General features: G+C 60.5%; 14 protein-coding genes. 5 read left to right on the forward strand and 9 right to left on the reverse strand.

Annotated elements, in window-relative coordinates; translation table 11 throughout:
- Positions 1-42: 42 nt before the first annotated feature.
- From MUN79_RS23585 to MUN79_RS23625, 9 genes are all read right to left on the reverse strand, one after another.
- Positions 43-138 (reverse strand): RagB/SusD family nutrient uptake outer membrane protein, encoded by a 96-nt coding sequence (locus MUN79_RS23585; protein WP_244674973.1) that lies wholly within the window; start codon positions 136-138, stop codon positions 43-45.
- Positions 135-1643: a RagB/SusD family nutrient uptake outer membrane protein gene (locus MUN79_RS23590; RefSeq protein ID WP_244674974.1), complete on the reverse strand. Its 1509-nt coding sequence runs from the start codon at positions 1641-1643 to the stop codon at positions 135-137. Before MUN79_RS23590 ends, MUN79_RS23585 begins: the two co-directional genes overlap by 4 nt.
- 145 nt (positions 1644-1788) lie before the next feature.
- The gene (locus tag MUN79_RS23595) at positions 1789-5082 is read right to left on the reverse strand and encodes a SusC/RagA family TonB-linked outer membrane protein (RefSeq protein WP_244674975.1); all 3294 of its coding nucleotides are present in this window, start codon (positions 5080-5082) and stop codon (positions 1789-1791) included.
- Between the two features lie 84 nt (positions 5083-5166).
- Positions 5167-6114, reverse strand: coding sequence for a FecR family protein (locus MUN79_RS23600; protein WP_244674976.1), 948 nt, complete (start codon positions 6112-6114; stop codon positions 5167-5169).
- Between the two features lie 110 nt (positions 6115-6224).
- The gene (locus tag MUN79_RS23605; protein ID WP_244674977.1) at positions 6225-7265 is read right to left on the reverse strand and encodes an alkaline phosphatase family protein; all 1041 of its coding nucleotides are present in this window, start codon (positions 7263-7265) and stop codon (positions 6225-6227) included.
- Complete coding sequence (locus tag MUN79_RS23610; protein WP_244674978.1) at positions 7169-7765, reverse strand: alkaline phosphatase family protein; 597 nt, start codon at positions 7763-7765, stop codon at positions 7169-7171. The genes MUN79_RS23605 and MUN79_RS23610 overlap by 97 nt, the downstream gene beginning before the upstream one ends.
- 350 nt (positions 7766-8115) lie before the next feature.
- On the reverse strand, positions 8116-8664 hold the full coding sequence (locus MUN79_RS23615) for an RNA polymerase sigma factor (protein WP_244674979.1): 549 nt from the start codon (positions 8662-8664) through the stop codon (positions 8116-8118).
- 473 nt (positions 8665-9137) lie between these two features.
- Positions 9138-9515, reverse strand: coding sequence for a DUF4260 domain-containing protein (locus MUN79_RS23620; protein WP_244674980.1), 378 nt, complete (start codon positions 9513-9515; stop codon positions 9138-9140).
- A gap of 98 nt (positions 9516-9613) precedes the next feature.
- On the reverse strand, positions 9614-10198 hold the full coding sequence (locus tag MUN79_RS23625) for a Crp/Fnr family transcriptional regulator (RefSeq protein ID WP_244674981.1): 585 nt from the start codon (positions 10196-10198) through the stop codon (positions 9614-9616).
- 287 nt (positions 10199-10485) lie between these two features.
- Here MUN79_RS23625 and MUN79_RS23630 point away from each other — a divergent pair, with 287 nt between their 5' ends.
- The 5 genes from MUN79_RS23630 (at position 10486) to MUN79_RS23650 (ending at position 19395) form a co-directional block, all read left to right on the forward strand.
- The gene (locus MUN79_RS23630) at positions 10486-11082 is read left to right on the forward strand and encodes an RNA polymerase sigma factor (protein ID WP_262922936.1); all 597 of its coding nucleotides are present in this window, start codon (positions 10486-10488) and stop codon (positions 11080-11082) included.
- Positions 11083-11224: 142 nt separating this feature from the next.
- Positions 11225-12265: a FecR family protein gene (locus tag MUN79_RS23635; protein WP_244674983.1), complete on the forward strand. Its 1041-nt coding sequence runs from the start codon at positions 11225-11227 to the stop codon at positions 12263-12265.
- A gap of 234 nt (positions 12266-12499) precedes the next feature.
- The gene (locus MUN79_RS23640; protein WP_244674984.1) at positions 12500-15868 is read left to right on the forward strand and encodes a TonB-dependent receptor; all 3369 of its coding nucleotides are present in this window, start codon (positions 12500-12502) and stop codon (positions 15866-15868) included.
- On the forward strand, positions 15865-17478 hold the full coding sequence (locus tag MUN79_RS23645) for a RagB/SusD family nutrient uptake outer membrane protein (RefSeq protein WP_244674985.1): 1614 nt from the start codon (positions 15865-15867) through the stop codon (positions 17476-17478). The genes MUN79_RS23640 and MUN79_RS23645 overlap by 4 nt, the downstream gene beginning before the upstream one ends.
- A 243-nt stretch (positions 17479-17721) precedes the next feature.
- Positions 17722-19395: a glycoside hydrolase family 43 protein gene (locus MUN79_RS23650; protein WP_244674986.1), complete on the forward strand. Its 1674-nt coding sequence runs from the start codon at positions 17722-17724 to the stop codon at positions 19393-19395.
- The last annotated feature ends 2 nt before the right edge of the window (positions 19396-19397 follow it).

The raw sequence follows: 19397 nt of genomic DNA on the forward strand, positions 1-19397 counted from the left end.
TTTTGGTTGGGGAAGGGTTGGAAAAGAATAGGCGAAACGGGCTTAGTAGCCGGTGTTCTGCTTGAGCTGGGCGTTGAGCGTGAGCTCAGTCGTGGGAATGGGGAAAATGCGCCGGTAGGTGTCGGCGTTGGTTTTCATGCCCTGCCCCACACCGACTCCCACTTGCCGAAGCGGATCAGGTCATTGCGGCGCCAGCCTTCCCAGGCCATTTCGCGGCTGCGCTCCTCGAAGAGGGAGTTCAAATCGACGGTAGCTAAGGCCGGTACCTGGGCGCGGGTCCGGAGCTGGTTCACGAGGTCTTTGGGCGTGGCTCCGTCGGGGTCCTGGCCGCCGCGCAGCAGGGCTTCGGCCTTCATCAGCAGCACATCGGCGTAGCGCAGCAGCACCAGGTCGTTGCCCTGGTCGCGGGAGGTGGACGACTTGTCGGGGTAGTACTTGATGTTGCGCGTGCCCTGGGCCTTGCCCAGCTCGTCGTTGCCCACGTCGAACTTGGCCGGGTCGCGGAAGGTGAGCTTGTCACTCAACTCCAGGTGGTAGTTGATTTTGTCGTTGCCGTCGGCGCCGGTGTAGCGCGAGTCGAGGCCCTTCTTGGTGGTGGCAATGAGCACGGGCGTGCGGCCGTCGCCCAGGTACTGCTTGCCCGAAAGCCACTGCTGGTTGCGGGTGTCATTGGGCTCCTTGTAGAGGGCAAAAAACTCGGGCCAGGTCAGGCTGGCGTTGCTGGGCGTGAAGAGCAGGTTGAACTTGTCCTTCATCTGCTGGTGCAGGGCAAAGCGCGACATCATGTTGCCCTGGGCCAGGTTGGCGTCGAAGGGCACGGCGAAGATGATTTCACTGACCTGGGGGCCGTTTTCCACTGCAAACACGTCCATGTAGTTGGCCGCCAGGCTGTGCTTTTTGCCTTTGATAATGGCATTGCAGGCCGCAATGGCCTCCGAGTACTTCTTCTGCCCGGTGTAGACCTCGGCGTTCAGATACAGCTTAGCCAGCAACGCCTGGGCCGTGCTCTGGGTGGGCCGCCCGTAGGTCTGGGCCGATACTTCGGCTGATAGGTTGGGCAGGGCCTCTTTCAGCTCCCGCTCGATGTAGTCGAATACCTGCTGGCGGCTGGCATTGGCGGGCTGCTCGGTGGAGCCGAACTCGGGCACCAGCGGAATGTTGCCGTAGAGGTCCATCATCAGGTAGTAGTACAGGGCCCGCATGGTGCGCAGCTCGGCCGTAAACTGGGTTTTGAAGGCCCCGTCGGGCGTGTTCTGGAACAAAGCCAGGGTGCGGTTGCAGGTGCTGATGCCGCTGAAGCCCCACTCCCAGGCCACGCGCACAAACTCGTTCTGCGGGTTCCAGGTGTGCAAACTCAGCTGCTGGTAGCGTGCCCCGTCGTAGTAGTTGCCGTTGCGGGCCACAATCACGGCCTCGTCGGTGCTGAGTTCCTGCAGGTTCCAGTAGGCTTTGGCCACTTCCCCGCGCATCTGGCTGTAGACCGGCCCGGAGGCGGCAATAAACTGCTCAGGCGTGGAAAGGAAGTTACTGGGCGTGTATTCCGATTCGATGGGCGCGTCCAAGTCGGTGCAGCCGGCGGCAGTGAGCAGCGCGGTCAGGGCCGTGGCCAGGGTCAGGAAGCGGGAAGTATGGTTGGTAGGCATGAGTTGTTCGTTGAAATCTGGTAGTTGGTCATGTCGACCAGCGGGAGACATCTCGCGTGCAGTGCTAATCAAAAGCCGTTGCAACGAAGCGGTAGAGATGCTTCGACAGGCTCAGCATGACGTTCTTTATTTTGTTCTGCCCTCGTTAAAAGTCCAGGTTCACGCCCAGCACGTAGGAGCGGGTTTTGGGGTAGAAGTTGTTGTTGTCGAGGCCGGGCGTGAGGCCGCCCAGGTTCATTTCCGGGTCGATGCCGCGGTACTTGGTGATGGTCACCAGGTTCTGGCCGGTGGCGTAGAGGCGGGCCCGCTTCACGTACTCGTTCTTGATGGGCAGATTGTAGCCCAGCGTCACGTTGTCGAGGCGCAGGTAGGAGCCGTCTTCGAGGTAGCGGTTGGAGTAGTAGTTGGCGCGGTTGTCGGCGTAGGGCTCGTCCAGGGAAAAGGCCGGCAGGTTGTTGGCCGTCGACTGGGCCGGGATGTTGAGGTTGGCCAGCGTGGCATTCAGAATCTTGTTGCCCTGCACCCCGCGCAGAAAGAAGTTGAGGTCCAGGCTTTTCCAGCTCACCGTGTTGCTCAAACCGTAGAGCAGCTTGGGCTGGGCGTTGCCCTGGTAGCGGTAGTCGGCCAGGGCGGGCGAGCCAGTCGTGGTGCCGTCGGCCTTGTAGAAGAGCGAGAGGCCGTTTTCGTCGCGTCCGGCGTATTCGGGCAAGAAAAACTGGCCGATGGGGTAACCCGTTTTCACCACCTGGGTCGAAATGCCGCTCTGGCCCGAACCGCCGGGGTAAGCCGTGTACACCTGGTCGAGGCGGAACTGCTCGTTGGCCAGCTTCTCCACCTTGTTCACGTTGTGGGCCAAGGTGCCGGTCAGGCTCCACTGGAAGCTCTTGGTTTGCACCGGCGTGGCGTTCAAGGTCAGCTCCAGGCCCTTGTTGCTGATTTCGCCCACGTTGGTGTAGAGCGTGTTCACGAAGTACTGCGTAGTCGAAACCGGGTAGTTCCAGATCAGGTCGGAGGTGCGCTTGTCGTAGTACTCCACCGTGCCGCTCAGGCGGTTATCCAGCAGGCCGAAGTCCAGGCCCACGTTCAGCATGCCGGTGGCTTCCCATTTCAGGTCTGGGTTGGGGTTCTGGGTCGGACCGATGGCCTTGATGAAGGCGCCGTTGTAGTAGAAGGTACCCACGCTGCTGTAGCGCTGGGTGGCAATCAGCGGGTCGAAGCCCAGAGAGTTGCCGGTGATGCCGTAGCCCACGCGCAGCTTGAGCTCATTGAGCTTGGTCAGGCCCGAGAGGAAGTTTTCCCCAGCCAGGTTCCAGGCCAACGAAGCGGCCGGGAAGGTGCCCCAGCGGTTGTTCAAGCCGAAGGCCGAGGACCCGTCGCGCCGCACCGACACCTGCAGGAAGTAGCGGTCCAGCAGGCCGTAGTTCAGACGGGCATAGCCCGAAATCAGGCGCAGCGTGCTGATGCCCAGGCTGTAGCCGGCAATGGCCGCGTCATAGTTCGGTGTCACGCCGCCGGGGTTGCCCAGGCCCAGGTTGTTGTAGCCCAGTTGGTCCGAGACGAAACCGCGGGTATCGGTCTGGAAACCGTCCCCGTTTTTGTCTTCCTGCCAGGAGTAGCCCACCAGCACTTTCAGGTCGTGGGTTTCGTTGTTGAGCGGGTTGTAGGTCAGGAAGTTCTCCAGGATTTTGCGGGTGTTGTCCACGCTGTAGCGCCGGGCCAGGCCCTTGGCCGCCAGGCCGGTCACGTTGTTGCTGTTCGGCACCGGCGACTCCCGGCCCTGGTAGGCCCCGCCCTTCACCGTCTCGTTTTGCATCGAAAGGCTGAGCGTGTTGGTCAGGTTGGGCAGAATGGTGAGCTGGGCGCTGGCATTGCCCAGCAGGGTGTTGATTTTGCGCTCTTCCTGGTTCTGTTCCAGCAAGGCCACTGGGTTGTAGTACTGGGTCCGGGTCAGGTTTTCCTTGTAGCTTCCGTCCGGGTTTTGGATGTTGGTGGTGGGCAAATGCGTGAACATGTTGCGGTACACCAAATCCGAAATCAAATGCTGCTTGAGCAGGGAGTTGGTCAGGGTAAAGCGCAGCTGGAGCTTGTCCTTGAGGGTTTTCTGGTCGAGGTTGATTTTGCCGATGAGCCGCTCACTGTCGGAGGTGTTCATCACGCCCTCGCGCTTGAAGTAGTTGACGCTGGCGTTGAAGGCCGACTTCTCCGAGCCCCCGCCGTAGCTGATGGTGTGGTTGTGGCTGATGCCGGTGCGCATCACTTCCTTTTGCCAGTCGGTGTTGGTGCCCTCGTCGTTGTCGGCCGGGCTCAAGCTCTTGCCGTTTACTTCCAGGTAGCGCCGCAGCTCGTCCCCGCTGAGCATGTCAATCGTGTTGGATACCTGTTCCACGCCCACGTAGCCGCTGTAACTCACGGCCGCGTTAGGCTTCTGCCGGCGGGTCGTAATGATAATCACCCCGTTGGCGGCTCGGGCCCCATAAATAGCCGTGGCCGAAGCGTCCTTGAGCACATCGATGCTCACGATGTCGTCGGGCGCTACCAGGTTGATGCTGGCCGCGGGCACGCCGTCAATAACGTAAAACGGCTCCTGGGCCTGGCCCGTGCGCAACGACGAAGCCCCGCGCAGCACCACCGAGGCCGTGGCGTTCGGGTCACCGCTGCGGGTGATGTTCAGGCCGGCCACTTTGCCCTGCAGAATCTGGTCGGGGGTAGCCACCACGCCGCGGTTGAATTCGCGCGGGTCCACGTTGGTAATTGAGCTGGTGACTTCGCCCTTCTTGGCCGAGCCGTAGCCGATTACCACCACGTCGTTGAGCAGCTTCAAATCCTGCTGCAGGGTCACGTCGAGCACAGCACGACCTTGCAGGGGTATTTCCTGGGCCACGTAGCCTACGAAGGAAAACACCAGCGTTTCGGCCCCGTCGGGCACCGTGAGCAGAAATTCGCCGGCCGAGTTGGTCACCGTGCCCACCGAGGTTCCTTTCACCATCACCGTCACACCGGGAATGCCGGTGCCGTTGGCTTCGGTTACCTTGCCCTTCACTTCCTGGGCGGCGCGGCGGGCGGGTTTGGCGGGAGCCGGAGTGGAGGCCGCCGGTTGCAGGATAATGACGCCCTGCTTCTCCTCGAAGCGCAACGCCTGGCCTTGCAGCAGCTGGCGCAGAATCTCGCTCACCTTGGCGCCGCGGAATTCGGAGGCTTCCACCTTCGTTTCCTTCAGGTCGGTGGACTCATACACGATGTTTACGCCGGCTTCGCGCTGCAAGCGCTGCAGGGCCGTGGCCAGCGAGCCGGTTTGCACGGCAAAATAGGCTACCTCGGCATTGGCTTTCTGGGCCAGGCTGAGCTGGGGCAGGCTGATTTCGGCCAGCAGCAGGGCGCTGGTCAGCAGCAGCTTGCGGCTGTGCTTCTGGCCGTAACGTAAGTAGTTCAGGTGCGTCATACGGTGGTAAGGTTTGGGCAAGGCGGGGCCGGCCCGGCCCGCAGTAAGGGGTTGGAGAAAAAGGAAAAGCAGCTGGGCTTGGGGTTATTCTACCTGGTAAGTAGTGGCGGTGCGCTTGCTGATGCGCAGGTGGTGGCGTTGCAGCAGGGTATTGAGCACGTCGGTAATCTGGTCGGCGGAAAGTGCGGGGTCGAGCGTACCGGTCAGGGCCACCGCTGGGGCCGTAGCGGGCAACTCGAACTGCACGGGGTAGTAGGTCTCGAGCAGAAAGAAAATTTCGGGTAATGACGCCTGCTCAAAGGCCAGCAGCCGGCGGGTAGCTAAGTCCACCGGAGCCTCATTCTGGGAAAGCGTAAGCTGATGCGTACTAGCGTTATATATAAGTTGATCCTGGGGCCGCAGCACGGCCAGGAGGCGGTTTTGGTGGGCCACCTGCACCCGCCCGGTGCGCACCAGCACGGTAGCGGCGGGCAGCTGCGGGTAGGCCTTCACCAGGAAGGACGTGCCCAGCACTTTCACCGCCACCGTGCTGGTGCGCACCACAAATGGATGCTTGGGGTCCTTGGTCACGTCGAAAAAGGCCTCCCCGCGCAGCTGCACGGTTCGCACCTTTCCGAACGTAGCCGCGCAGGTCAACTCCGAGCGGGGCCGCAGCCACACACGGCTGCGGTCGGGCAGTACAATTTCCCGCTGCTCCCCTACCCCAGTGGCGTAGCGCAGCAGTTGAGGGCCCGGCTTACGGAGCCAGAAGGCCGCGGCAGCCAGCAGCAAGGGTACCAGCACGGCGGCCAGTTTCAGCACCGGCCACAGCGGCTGCACCCGCGCCGGGGCCTGGGTGCGGGTACGGATGTGGCGCAGCATCCGGGCCTGCCGCTCGGCAGTTAGCTCCTCGTTTAGGAGCTCGTCATCTTCCGGGGCAGCAGCCAGCGCGTCCAGCCACTGCTCCCGCTGCTGCTGCCGGCGGGCGCGGCTTCGCAGGGAGTACAACAGGCGGGTGGGCAGGCGGTGGCGGCGGAACTTGCGGGGCTTCATAACCAAGTTGCACAAGCTGAGCGGAGTAACTATCCAATCAGCCTGATATAACGAAAGCGTAATATTGAATGGCCGCGGCTACTTGCGGCGCTTCTTCGGAGTAGTTGTACTCAGCACTTCCACAATGGGCTGCCCGGTGCAGGCGCTGGGCAGCTTGCTTTCCACCAGCATGGCGGCCGTGGGGCAATGTCGGTGATGCTGTGGTACTCGTAGCTGACGCCGGGCGTGATGCCGGCCCCAAACCAGAGCAGGGGCACGTGGCTGTCGTAGAGGTAGCCCGAGCCGTGGGTGGCGCCCACGCCCAGCTCCCAGGTCCAGCCCGGGGAAAGCTCGAAGCGCACGTCGCCGAAGCGCTGGTAGTAGAGCCCGTTTTGCAGCTTGGTTTCCAGGAAAGCCCCCGTGCTGCTGGTCAAGAGCTGGGCGGTGGTATTCACCTGGGCAATGCCGGGCTGCTCGCGCAGGTAGTCGGCCAGCAGGTTCTGCACCCGGGTCAACTCTAGCTTGCGGCTGGCAATGAGGGGCCGGTTGAGGTAGTACATGTTGTTGCGTTCCGTCTCCAGCCACTGCCCGGGCCCGAGCTGCTGGGTCAGGAAGTCGGCGGCGCCTTTGTTGAGCGTGGCGTGGTTCTGGGCGCCAGCCGGGGCCTGGTGCTGGGCCAGGTATTTGGGTACTTCGCTGGCTCCGTGGTCGGCGGTCAGGAAAATAGTGTAGTTGCCCTTGCCCACGGTTTTGTCGAGAGCCTGCAGCAGACGGGCAATTTCCAGGTCCAGGCGCAGGTACAGGTCGTTTTCCTCTTTCGACAGCGGCCCGAACGTGTGGCCCACCGGGTCGGGGCTGGAGTAGCTGATGGCCAGCAAATCGGGCACGTCGTCGCGGCCCAAGTCCGTGTTGGCCAGCGCCGTGAGGGCCAGGTCGGTGAGCAGGTTGTTACCGAAGGGCGAAATGTTAACGGCCTCGTAGGCGGGCGGATTGAGCGGGGCTATCTTACTCAGGTCATAGGGAAACGTGGCGGCCGTTTTGCCCTTGAATATCCGCTCGAAGCTGTTAGAATCGGCTACGCTGTTGAGGTAGGCCTCGGGCCGCGCAGGGGCGTCCAGGTTTGCTGCCGGTAGTAGTCGGCCTTTTTCTGGGCGTTGAAGTCGGCCACCCACTTGGGCAGCGCGGGCATGTAGTAGGTGCTGGAAATGAAGTCGCCGGTGTTCATGTCGAACCAGAAGGCCCCGTCGGCCATGTGGCCCGCGGGCAGGGCCGAGGCCCGGTCCTTGAGCGACAAGGCTATGACTTTGCTGCGCCCGTTGGACACCATCTTCATTTCGTCGCCCAGGGTGGTGCTCACCTGGTTGCGGGCCGATACGCCCATGCCCTTCGGGGTGCCCACAAGCTGCACCGTGGAGTCGTCGGTGCAATACACGTCGCGGCGCAGGCGCCGGTCGTACCAGGAGTTGCCGACTACGCCGTGGTAACGGGGCGTGGTGCCGGTATACACCGAGCTGTGCCCCGGACCAGTCACGGTGGGCACGTAGTTGTAATGGGTGTTGCGGCACTGAAATCCCTCGCGCAGCAGGCGCTTGAAGCCGTCGTTGCCGAGCTGGTCGTAGAAGCGGGGCAGGTAGTCGGCGCGCATCTGGTCGACCATGATGCCGACCAGCAACTTAGGCTTTGGGTACCCTGGGCAACTGCAGCCGAAGCATTGCCCAGCAACAGGGCAGAGAGCAATAGTTTTTGAATCATACGAGGATACAGGCCTACCAGGGCTTAAGCCCCAAGCAAACCCAAGCGGAAAGAAAGATGAGTTCGGACAACGCCGGCCGGCTGTGGCACACTGCCGGCTACCAGCAGCCTGTGGCGTTCTGACCCGATAAAAGACTGAAAGATGGAGGCGGCCGTTATGGCCTACCCGGGCCGCCATCCACTTCTACCAGTTGCAGACCCACTCCTTTCCAACCATTCCCCCGCTTGGATTTAACGAAGAGGTAACATAGGCCGCTGCCCCGTCTGCACTCAGCTCAGCAGCTTGGTCAGAAAGGGCGACATCTTGTGCAGGGCGCTGTTGAGCTGGTTGCGGACAGTCTGCTCCGAGGTGGCAAACTTCTCGGCTATTTCCTTGACCGAGAAGTCGCCTAGCATGCCCAGCAAAAACACTTCCTTTTCCTTGGGTGGCAGTCCCTGGGCCCGGGCCTGAATGGCCGCCAGCGTGTCGTGGCCCACCAGGCGGGCAAAAGTTGTTTCGGTGCTGTGCGGCTGAGCGGCCCCCACGGCCTGCAGGTGGCGGCTGCGGATAGTAGCATCCCGGAACCGGGTCAGAATTTTCTTGCGCAACGCTCCTACCAGGTAGCCGGGCGCGTTGGAGTGCACGCGCAGCTGCGTCCGGTTGGCCCACAGGTCACAAAAAAGCTCCTGGGTCAGGTCTTCCGCATCGGCTGCGTGGCGCAGCACTTTGTAGGCGTAGCGGTACAGTTCCCGCCACTGCGACTCGAACACCTGCTCGAAAGCCTGGTAGTCGTTGTTGCGGATTCGCTCGAACAACTCAAGTAAATTCTCAGTAGCCACGGCGCATTGTTTGCACCAAATGTAAACGCCCCGGCACGTGTTAGCAGGCCCCGTTTGCAGTAATCATACAAGGTTCATCAGGGCGTAACAAATGCGTAAACCAGCCAGGCAGCGTGTACTCCTGCCGTTGGCCCGCTTCAGAAAAAGTACCCGATAAATTTTGCTCTGTTCTGTTGTTCCCGCTCCGGCACTAAGCTAGCCCGAGCAGATGGCGTCGGGTGAGCGGGACCAAGCCCACGTTACCTAGCAACTGCCCCTAATCAATTACCGGGCTGGCCTCCCCTGCCCCCTATGGGTTCGTTCTTTATAGGTGGGCATACTGAATGCCCAGGTTTACCTTATTGACCAGTAACACCCAATGACATAGCGGTTATAGTGCAACTGTAACTATTATAACTTCTTGCAAGTCAAGCTCAATAAACGCGACAGTCGGTTTAGATGCGGCAAACGGTTATTAGCCGGTAAGAAAGAGTTTAGTTAGTGAGGGGCACGCCTACTTGTTTGGCTCCCACCTGTCCGAGGTGGGTATCGTGAAAGCCGGTGGTGTGCTTGAGGCCGTAGCCCAGCAGCCGGTCAAAGGCGCTGTGGCCCAGCAGCACCGTGCCGGCCAGCACGAGCAGCGGCAGGCCCAGCACCCAGCCGGTCACGCCCACGGCCAGGGCCAGGGCTTTGTGGTGGGCCAGGTTGTAGCACACTGCCCCCACGCGCGGCCCGGCCACATAGCCGAGCATGCTCAGGTCGGGTAGCAGGAAAGTAGCGGGCAGCACCCACCACGCGTAGGGCAGGTACGTGAAGACGAACAGGGCCAGCAACACTTGAGCGAGTTCTTCGATTTTGAGCAGCAATTTCATGGGTAGTAGCTGAAAAGAGGTGAAAAGTAACGCTGCAAAATTCGGCCTCTTTCCCGCTGGCGGACGATAACATAAGCTAAGAAAAGCGCTGCGCCTGCTCAGTCTCCCCGCGTCACCCGTCCCCGAATGCGGCTGAGCGAAACGGGCGTAATTCCCAGGTAATTAGCCACCAGATGCTGGGGAATGCGTTCGAGAATCTTGGTTTTGCCGCTGGCCAGCAGCGCCCGGTAGCGCTCTTCCGGGGAAAGCAGCAACTGCTCGACGAGGCGGGCATCGGTGCCCAGCAGGTGGTATTCGGCCAGCAGGCGCCCGAAACGCTCATATACCGGCCGCTCCTGGTAGAGCTGCCGCAACACGGCGTAGTCGAAAACGACTAATTCCGTATCGACCAGGGCCTGAATGCTGAGCTGACTTGGTTGCCCCGTCAGACAGCCGGCATAGTCGCCGAGCAGGTGGTTTTCGAAGAAGAAGTACGTAGTACGTTCTTCCCCATCGGGACGAGGGTAGTAGAGGCGACAGGTCCCGTGGAGCAGCAAGGCCAACACGGGCAGGGAGTCGCCGGCCTGCAGCAGGTGTTCCCCGCGGCGCAGGTGGAGCGGGCGCAGGGCCTGATTCAGCGGATACCAGTCGGCCTCCGTAAGGTCGGGCACAAAGCGAAGTAGATACGTGCGCAGAGGATGCATAGCCAGCAAAATAGAGTCGGGATACGCTCGTAACTCGGGTAGCCTACCAAGCCAGGCGTTACGCCCGGCAACGGTAAAACCCATCCATGTTTCGAGACTTGGCCACTAAGTAATGCCTATAATAATTAACGGTGCAGATAATTCGACGGCCTCCTTACCCCCTACGCCTGGTTGCCCAGTGCACTCAAGCACCAGATAAGCAAGCGCCGAGGCCTGGTAGTAGACTTATCTGACATTCAATTGTATATTCGTTATTAGTTGATAGTGTTGCTTAAATTTTAAGTTGGGTGAAGTCTGCTGCTGTACCATCTTATGCTTCCCAAACGGATGCTGTTCTGCTTGCGGCAATGCAGGCCGGGGATGAAACAGCCTTTGCCGAGCTATATAAACGCTACAGCTATCCGCTTTTCAACGTTGCGTACGGGAAGCTGAAGAACAGGGAGGTGGCCGAGGAGCTGGTGCAGGATTTGTTCGAAAACCTGTGGAGCAAGCGCACTACCGCTCAGATTGAGCAATTAGGCTCTTATTTATTTTCGGCCCTTCGCTACCGCATCATCAACTACATCAAATCCGAGAAGGTCCGGACGAGCTACGAGCTGTTCTGCCGCCTCCATCTGAACGAAGCCGACACGGGCACGGAAGCCGCCGTGGCACTTAATGACCTGAACGAGGCGCTGACCGCGGGCATGCAGCACTTGTCCGAAAAAGCCCAGGAGGTCTTTCGCCTGAGCCGGCTGGAGCAGTACACTATCCCCGAAATCTCGGTGCGCGTGAATTTGTCGGAGAAAACGGTAGAGTACCACCTGCGCAAGTCGCTCAAGCTCATGCGGCGCTACCTGCGCAACTTTCTTTTGCTGCTGTGGCCCTTTTGGTTTTTTATGTAAACTAACCTATTGGCAATAAACAGTTTACTTGTATAAACACATAGATTATGCTAGTTGGGTGAAAAATAAATTGGGGTTAGGTTGAGGGTAATCGGCGACTTAGCTGACTTCTTAGTCAGTACCCCGCCAAACCCTTCGACCCGTGACGGAATCCGAATTTCACAAGCTTCTGCAACGCTACCTCAATGGCCGGTGTACGCCCCAGGAACAGGCGTTGGTTGAGCACTGGTACGACCGGCTCGAACAAGCGGACGGACCAGCCCTGCACGCCCAAAACCAGGAAGAGGTAGAACAGGCCATCTGGGCGCGACTGATGCAAAATCGTCGCCCGGCCAAACCGGAGCCCCGGGTGGTAACGATGTGGCAATCGACGCCGTTGCGCTGGGCCGCGGCGCTGGCCCTACTGGCCGTCAGCCTGGGCCTGCTGATGCTGGCTACCCAGCGTTTGCAGTCACCCGCCCAGTTCGACCAAGTTACTTCCGCTAATGGGTGGCTGCTGCGAACTAACCCGACCCAACAAATCCAGTACTTCCGACTGCCTGACAGCAGCCGCATCAGCTTGCACCCAGGCAGTAGCCTGCGCTACCGCACGGCCCTGGCAGGCCCCCGACGGGAAGTACACCTGGAGGGCGAGGCCTTTTTCCAGGTCAGCAAAAACCCCAGGCGGCCCTTTCTGGTGTTCACCAAACAAGTGGTTACCACCGTGCTTGGCACTAGCTTCCGCGTGAAAGCCTACGCGGCCAGCCAAGATGCGTCGGTGGCAGTGCGGGAAGGCAAGGTGGCCGTCCAGACCCGGGAGGGCGCGCAGCTAGATGCCTCGCCCACAAACCCCGCTGCCCTGGGAGTACTGCTGCTGCCCAACCAGCAGGTAGTGTACTCGGCAGCCCAGCGGCGCCTGAAAAAGGAGCTGGTGGATCGGCCGGTATTGCTGGCTCCCCAGCCCTTAGAGTTTGAGGCGCGCCCCGTAGCCGAGGTGCTAGAGGCGCTGGAAAAAGCCTACGGGGTCAACATCGTGTACGACAAGGCCAGGCTGGCCAGCTGCACCGTCAGCATCACCTTCTACGACGAGCCTTTGTTTGAAAAGCTGGGCTTGTTGTGCAAGTCCTTGGGTGCCTATTACACGCTTTCCGACGCCAACATCCTGATTCACAGCGAAGGCTGCCAGGACCAACTAGGCGGCTAGGTTTGCCCGCAAGCTGAACCTGGCAGCTGAGCCCATTACTACTACCCCGCTCCTCACACACCGAAAAATACTTACTCAATCGATTGCGAAAGTAAGACTCATTTTTTCCTCTTTTCAAATTCCCACAACCTCCCCTACTCCATGAAAAAAACTGTACAATTTCCACCGCCCACCCGGTCTGCGGTGGGGGCCCTTCTGCTGCAAACGGCAATTGTGTGCTTGCCGGCACTAACAGTGGATGCGCATTCCGCTGCGGCGAGCCCGGCTGCATCGCGCCTGACTTTGGCCCAAGGAGTACTCGAGCAAAAAATTACGCTGCAGGTAGAGGCACAAACGATCAGGGAAACCCTCAGCCAGATTGCCCGGCAGGCCAATATCCGGTTTGTGTACAGCCAGCAGCTGGTTGGCGCCGACCGCAAAGTGACCATCAATGCCCAGGACGCGCCTTTGCTAGCTGTGCTGGACCAGGTGCTGGCCCCGCTCAAGATTCAATATGAGGTGGCCAATAAGCGCGTGGTCTTGCGGGCGTCTTCTCAGCCAAGTTCCGCAAACGATTCCGGTAGGCCAGACGTCAGCGTTTCCGGGCGGGTGGTCGACGCCAAAGGGGATGGTATACCAGGCGTAACGGTAGTTGTGAAAGGCACTCCCACCGGCACTAGCTCCGGTCCGGACGGCAGTTTTACGCTGCAAGCCCCTGAGAACAGCGTGCTCGTATTCAGCTTCGTGGGCTATGCCCGTCAGGAAGTGCCCGTGACCGGGGCTACTACCACGCTGCGCGTGACGCTTGCCGAAGACGCGCAGGCGTTGAGCGAAGTGGTGGTCATTGGCTACGGCACGGCGCGCAAAAGCGACCTGACCGGCTCGGTGGCCTCCGTAAGCGGGGCGCAGCTTACGCAGGTAGCCACCTCCGACCCCGTGCAATCCTTGCAAGGCCGGGCGGCCGGCGTGGAAGTAACCTCCAACAGCGGGCAGCCCGGCTCGGGCACCCGCATTCGGGTGCGGGGCGTGGGCACCATCAACAACAGTGACCCGCTGTACGTGGTGGATGGCATCCAGACCAGCGACATCAGCTTTTTGCTGCCCGCCGACATCGAGTCGACGGAGATTCTAAAGGATGCTTCGGCAACGGCTATCTACGGCTCGCGCGGGGCCAACGGCGTGGTGCTCATCACCACCAAACACGGCAAGGCCGGCGCCACGCAGTTCAATCTGTCGGGCTACACGGGCTTTCAGCAGGTTCGGCGCACACTGCCCCTGACGACTGCCGCCGAGTACTCGACGCTCGTGCTCGAAGCCTTCACCAACGCCGGCAAGCCCCTGCCCGACTACGCCCCGCAGCTGCAGAATGCCATTGCAACCAACGCCGAAGGCATTGATTACCAAGACCTGGTCACGCAGAAAGGCCTGATTACCAACTACAGCTTGTCGGCCTCGGGTGGCACCGAACAAAACCGCTACCTGGTGAGCGGCAGCTACTTCCAGCAAGACGGCATCATCAAGAATTCGGGCTTCAAGAAGTACGTGATTCGGGTGAATGACGACATCGTACTCACCAAGCGCATCAAAGCGGGCGTGGGAGCTACGTTCACCAACAACAAACAGACGGGCAGCGGTGATGGGCAGGGCGGCTCGCAGCCCTATCTGGTGCTGCAGTACGCCCTGCAAACCAACCCCGTCCTTAACCCATTTGGCCCCAACGGGACCTACAACGAGGACGTCATCACGCGCAATGCGCTAAACGTGCCGCGCTACCTCGACGAGCAGCAGTTCAACAAGCTGCAGAACAACAACCTGTTCAGCAGCAGTTACCTCGATATTGCGCTATTTAAAGGCCTGTCGTTCCGCTCCACGTTTGGCATCAACTACTTCAACAACCACCCCAAAGTATACCAGCCGCAGTACTACATCGGCCCGGTAGACCAGCGGGCCCAGAGCGCGCTGATCGAGACGCGCAGTGAGAACGTCTCGTGGGTGTGGTCGAACTACGCCAACTACACCAAGACCTTCGCCGACAACAGCTCCTTCTCGGCTACTCTGGGCCAGGAAGCCCAGCGCGGCTACGGCAACGGCATCTCCATTACGGCCTTCAATGTGCCGGCCGATGCCTCGCTGCAATACGCGTCGGCCTCGCGCAGCACCGGCAACGTGGTGCGCAGCTCGCAGTACGACGGGAGCTTAGCCTCGTACTTCGGCCGTGCCAACTACAACTTCCGGGACCGTTACCTGGTGACGGGCACCCTGCGCCTGGACCAGACCTCGAAGTTCCTGGGGCCCGTGCGCAAAGGGTACTTCCCGTCGGTAGGTGCGGCCTGGAACATCTCCAACGAGCAGTTCCTCAAGGGTGTAAGCTACCTGTCGGCACTAAAGCTGCGGGCCAGCTACGGCCAGGTCGGCAACCAGAACGCGGCCCCCAACTACGGCTATGCCTCGGTGGCCAGCAACAACCAGACCTACTCCTTCAATGGAGTAGCTGCCCCGGGCCTAGCCATCAGCCAGATTAATAACACGGACCTGAAGTGGGAAACGGCCATTACTACCGATGTAGGCCTGGATGCAGAGCTGTTCAACAGCCAGTTGATCTTTACGGCCGACTACTTCGAGCGCCGCACCCAGGACATGATTGCTCTATCGCCGGTGCCTGACTTCGTAGGCCAGGCCCCCGCGCCTGCCAACGTGGGCGCCCTGCGCAACCGCGGCCTGGAACTGGCCCTGAACTACCGCAATGAGATAGGCAAGCTCCAGTACAACGTGGGGCTGAACTTCACCAAAATCAACAACGTCGTGACCAGCCTGGGCGGCGGCAACCCCATTGCCAGCGGCAACGTGCTGACGCAAATCAACAACACCACCCTCACCGACGTGGGCCGCGAAATAGCGTTTTTCTACGGTTTGCAGGCCCAGGGCGTGTTTCACAATCAGGGCGAGATTGACGGGTACAGAAACCCCGACGGGACGCTGGTGCAGCCCGGTGCCCAACCCGGCGACGTGCGGTATGAGGATGTCAACGGCGACGGCGAGATTACGGCCGCCGACTACACCTACTTGGGCAGCGCCACGCCCGACTTTACCTACGGCGGCTCGCTGAGCCTGAACTACTCCGGCTTCGATTTCAAGGTGCTGCTCTACGGGGTGCAGGGTGCCGAAGCTTTGAACGGGGCAGCCTTCAACCTGAACAAGTCGGCCGACTTTGTGGGCGTATGGAGCAACTTCTACGCGAGCCGCATGGACCGCTGGACGCCCAGCAACCCCAACAGCAACCAGCCCCGCGTAACCTCGACCGACACCAACGGCAATGACCGCATGAGCAGCCGCTACGTGGAGGATGCCAGCTACCTGCGCGCCCGCAACATGGAGCTGGGCTACACGCTGCCCCAGTCGTTGCTGGGCAAGGTAAAGGTGAACGGCGCCCGGGTGTTCGTCTCGGTTGATAACGTGTTTACCCTCACCAAGTACACGGGCTACGACCCCGAGATATCAACCGCGGCGTTCTACAACAACCCCTGGCTTACGGCGTGGACTACGGCAACTACCCGCAGGCCCGCACCTACCGCCTGGGCTTCAACGTGCAGTTTTAACTACTTACGTCCTACCCTCTTCCTATGAAACCCACCCGCGCCGCCGCATTGCTCGGCCTGCTGATATCTACCGCCCTGGCTTCGGGCTGCCAGGACTTTCTGGACAAGGAGCCTCTGGGCACGACCACCCAGGACAAGCTTTTCCGGGACCCTACCAACGCCGTACAAGCCATTAACGCCGTCTACGACGTGGCCGCCTGGGACCAGGGCCCCAAGTGGGGCGACCCCACCGGCCAGTACGTAGCCCAAACCTTCGAATGGATGTTCGGGGACCTGATGACCGACGATTCCGAGAAAGGCGGCAGCTCGCCCAGTGACTTCCTGTCCCTAATTGAGCTCAAAACCTGGAACATTCCGCCTTCTAACCCGCCCGTAACGACGCTGTGGGTGCACAGCTTCACCGGCATTGCCCGGGCCAACACGGTGATTAACAACATCGACGCGGGCACCATCGACGCGGGTCTGAAAGCGCGCCTAAAGGGCGAAGCGCTGTTTCTGCGGGCGTATTTCTATTTCAACTTGGTGAAGGGCTTCGGGGGCGTGCCGCTGTTTGAAAAAACCGTGACGCCCGCCGAGGCGCCCAACGCGACCCGCGCCACCATCGCCCAGACCTACGCCTTCATTGAAAAAGACCTGAAAGCCGCGGCTGCATTGCTGCCCGAAAAGAGCGGCTACGCCGCCGCCGACAACGGCCGGGCCACCAAGGGCGCGGCCACCGGCTACCTGGCCCGCGTCATACTGTACCAGCTGGGCACCGTGAATGGCAACAACCACACCTGGCAGGAGGTCTACGATTTGACAAGCACCATCATCAGCTCCGGGCAGTACAGCCTGCTGCCCAACTACGCGGCCATTCACCAGGAAATTGGCGAGAACAGCAGCGAGTCGCTGTTTGAAATCCAGTTTGCCACCTCCAACGACGGCTACGGCCCCATCTCGGTGGGCACGACCAGCAATATTTTTCAGAACAACCGCCGCACGTTTGGCTACGGCTTCAACAACCCCACGCAGAGCCTGGTCGATGAGTTTGAGCCCAACGACCCGCGCCGCGAAGTCACGATTATCAAGAACAACGACATCGTGCTGGGCATTCTTCAGCCCATCGACCTGACCCAGAATGCCACGGGCTATTTCAACCGCAAGGCGGCCATTATTGCGCCCAACGCTCCGGAGTCGGGCCCGCAGAACATTCGTAAGCTGCGCTACGCCGACATTTTGCTGATGAAAGCCGAAGCTGCCGCCCAGCTCAACAAACCCGCCGAAGCAGTGGCGCTGGTAAACCAGGTGCGGCAGCGGGCCCGCAACTCCACCCGCCCACCCGGCACCACGCTGGGCTCGCTGGCCTACGAACCAGCTAATACCCCGGCCGGCACACTGCCGGATTTGTCCGCCAGCTTGTCGGGCCAGGCCCTGTTGAACGCCATCTGGCACGAGCGCCGGGTGGAATTCGGGGAAGAGTCGCTCCGGCTGTGGGATTTGATTCGGACGGGCCGCTACATGGGCATTTTACCGCCTGAGGTCCGGGCGCGGGCCCTGTCGCACGTGGCCACCGAGCCGTCCGTGAATCCTACGCCCCTACTGCCCATTTCCCTTAACGATGCCCAAACCTGGAAGCTGGCCCAAAATCCCGGGTATTGATTCCTAACTGCTTTAAAAAAGCCGGCTTGCCACCTTGCAGAAGGCGGTAAGCCGGCTTTATGGTGCGTGAGCAATCCAGTGCAGGCAGCCCGCTCTAGGTACCACACGTTCCGTCAGCCGCGGCGACGACGTTGGTATAGATGCTGACGAACCTGAAGAAATAAGCCCAGGATTTACTAGCTTTTCGCCATAGCCCCTAAACTGTATCTTCGCCGGGCAAGTGTACGCCCGAAAATCAAGAGCATGAAAGTATTTCTGACCGTTTTAGCCACCCTGTGGCTGCAAACCGCTAGCCTGTTTGCACAATCGATTGACTTGGTTAATCCCATCCTGACTGGCTTCTACCCGGACCCCAGCATTGTGAAGGTAGGACCGGATTACTACCTGGTAAACTCCACCTTTTCCTACTTCCCCGGTATTCCGGTGATGCATAGCCGGGACCTGAAGAACTGGAAGCAGGTGGGCAACGTCATCAGCCGGCCCTCACAGATGAACTTCCTGGGCGACCGGATGACGCGGGGCCTGTTTGCCCCGGCCATTGAGTTTCACAATGGCACGTATTACGTCACCTGCACGCTTATCGACCACAAGGGCAACTTCGTGGTGACGGCCAAAAACCCCGCCGGCCCCTGGAGCGACCCCATCTTTTTGCCCGAGGTAAAGGGCATCGACCCCTCGCTGTATTTCGAGGGCGACAAGGCCTACGTCATCTACAACAGCGACCCGCCCGACAACAAACCGCTCTACGACGGGCACCGCTCCATCAAGATGATTGAGCTGAATCCGCAAACCCTGCAAACCGTGGGCGAGGCCAAGATTGTGGTAAATGGCGGCGTGGACCTGAGCAAAAAGCCGGTCTGGATTGAGGGCCCCCACCTGATGAAGCGCAATGGCTGGTACTACCTCTACGCAGCCGAGGGCGGCACGTCGGTCAACCACACGGAGGTCGTGTTCCGCAGCAAGTCTGCCCTGGGGCCATTCGTGCCCTACGAGAAGAACCCCATTCTCTCCCAGCGCGAGCTGCCCAAGGACCGCAAAGACCCCATCACCTCGGCCGGGCACGCGCAGTTTGTGGAAGGGCCCGATGGCAAGACCTACGCCATTTTCCTGGCCGTGCGGCCCTACGAGGGTAACTACTACAACACCGGCCGCGAGACCTTCATCGTGCCCGTGGTGTGGAAAGACGAGTGGCCGGTGATGGATCCGGGGCCCAACGGCGTGCAGTATTCCTACAAAGCCAACTTTGCAGAGGTGAAGCAGCCCGGCGCCCGGCCCCAGAGCGGCAACTTCGCCTATACCCTCACCTTCGAAAAGCAACTCGACCCAGCCCTGCTCTTTTTGCGCACCGTCGACAGCAGCAACTTCTCATTGAGCAAGGCCCGGGGGCTTACCCTGAAGCTCAAGCCCGAAACCTGCGCCGAAACCGGCAACCCGGCTTTCGTTGGCAAGCGCCAGCAGCATTTGTACTGCACCACCGAAACCGAGCTGAACTTCGCGCCGAAAGCGGCCCACGAAAAGGCCGGCTTGGTTGTCTTCCAGGACGAGAAGCACTTCTACTACCTCTGCAAGTCGGTGGACAACGGCAAGCCCGTGCTCCAGCTCTTCAAAAGCAAGCCCGCCGACGCGAAGCAGCCCGAACTGCTTGCCCAAGCCCCGCTCACGGCGGCAACGGCCCGGGTGCAGCTGCGCATTCAGGCCCAGGCCGACACCTACAGCTTCCACTTCTCGGAAAACGGGAAGACCTGGACGACGCTCAAAGACAAAGTAGACGCCCGGTTTCTGAGCACCCAGGAGGCGGGCGGTTTTATCGGCTGCCTGTTCGGGATGTACGCCACTTCCTCAGGCCAGCCCACCACGAACACCGCCTCCTTTACGTGGCTTAAATACGCGGGCAACGACCCGGTATACAAAAAGTAGCT

It is taken from the genome of Hymenobacter cellulosilyticus (assembly GCF_022919215.1).
Lineage (GTDB): Bacteria > Bacteroidota > Bacteroidia > Cytophagales > Hymenobacteraceae > Hymenobacter > Hymenobacter cellulosilyticus.

Bases quoted from the DNA above. Each gene is read 5' to 3' on its own strand.
- MUN79_RS23625 (WP_244674981.1), bottom strand. From the start codon at position 10,198: ATGCATCCTCTGCGCACGTATCTACTTCGCTTTGTGCCCGACCTTACG.
- MUN79_RS23585 (WP_244674973.1), bottom strand. From the start codon at position 138: ATGAAAACCAACGCCGACACCTACCGGCGCATTTTCCCCATTCCCACG.
- MUN79_RS23650 (WP_244674986.1), top strand. From the start codon at position 17,722: ATGAAAGTATTTCTGACCGTTTTAGCCACCCTGTGGCTGCAAACCGCT.
- MUN79_RS23620 (WP_244674980.1), bottom strand. From the start codon at position 9,515: ATGAAATTGCTGCTCAAAATCGAAGAACTCGCTCAAGTGTTGCTGGCC.
- MUN79_RS23595 (WP_244674975.1), bottom strand. From the start codon at position 5,082: ATGACGCACCTGAACTACTTACGTTACGGCCAGAAGCACAGCCGCAAG.
- MUN79_RS23590 (WP_244674974.1), bottom strand. From the start codon at position 1,643: ATGCCTACCAACCATACTTCCCGCTTCCTGACCCTGGCCACGGCCCTG.
- MUN79_RS23645 (WP_244674985.1), top strand. From the start codon at position 15,865: ATGAAACCCACCCGCGCCGCCGCATTGCTCGGCCTGCTGATATCTACC.
- MUN79_RS23600 (WP_244674976.1), bottom strand. From the start codon at position 6,114: ATGAAGCCCCGCAAGTTCCGCCGCCACCGCCTGCCCACCCGCCTGTTG.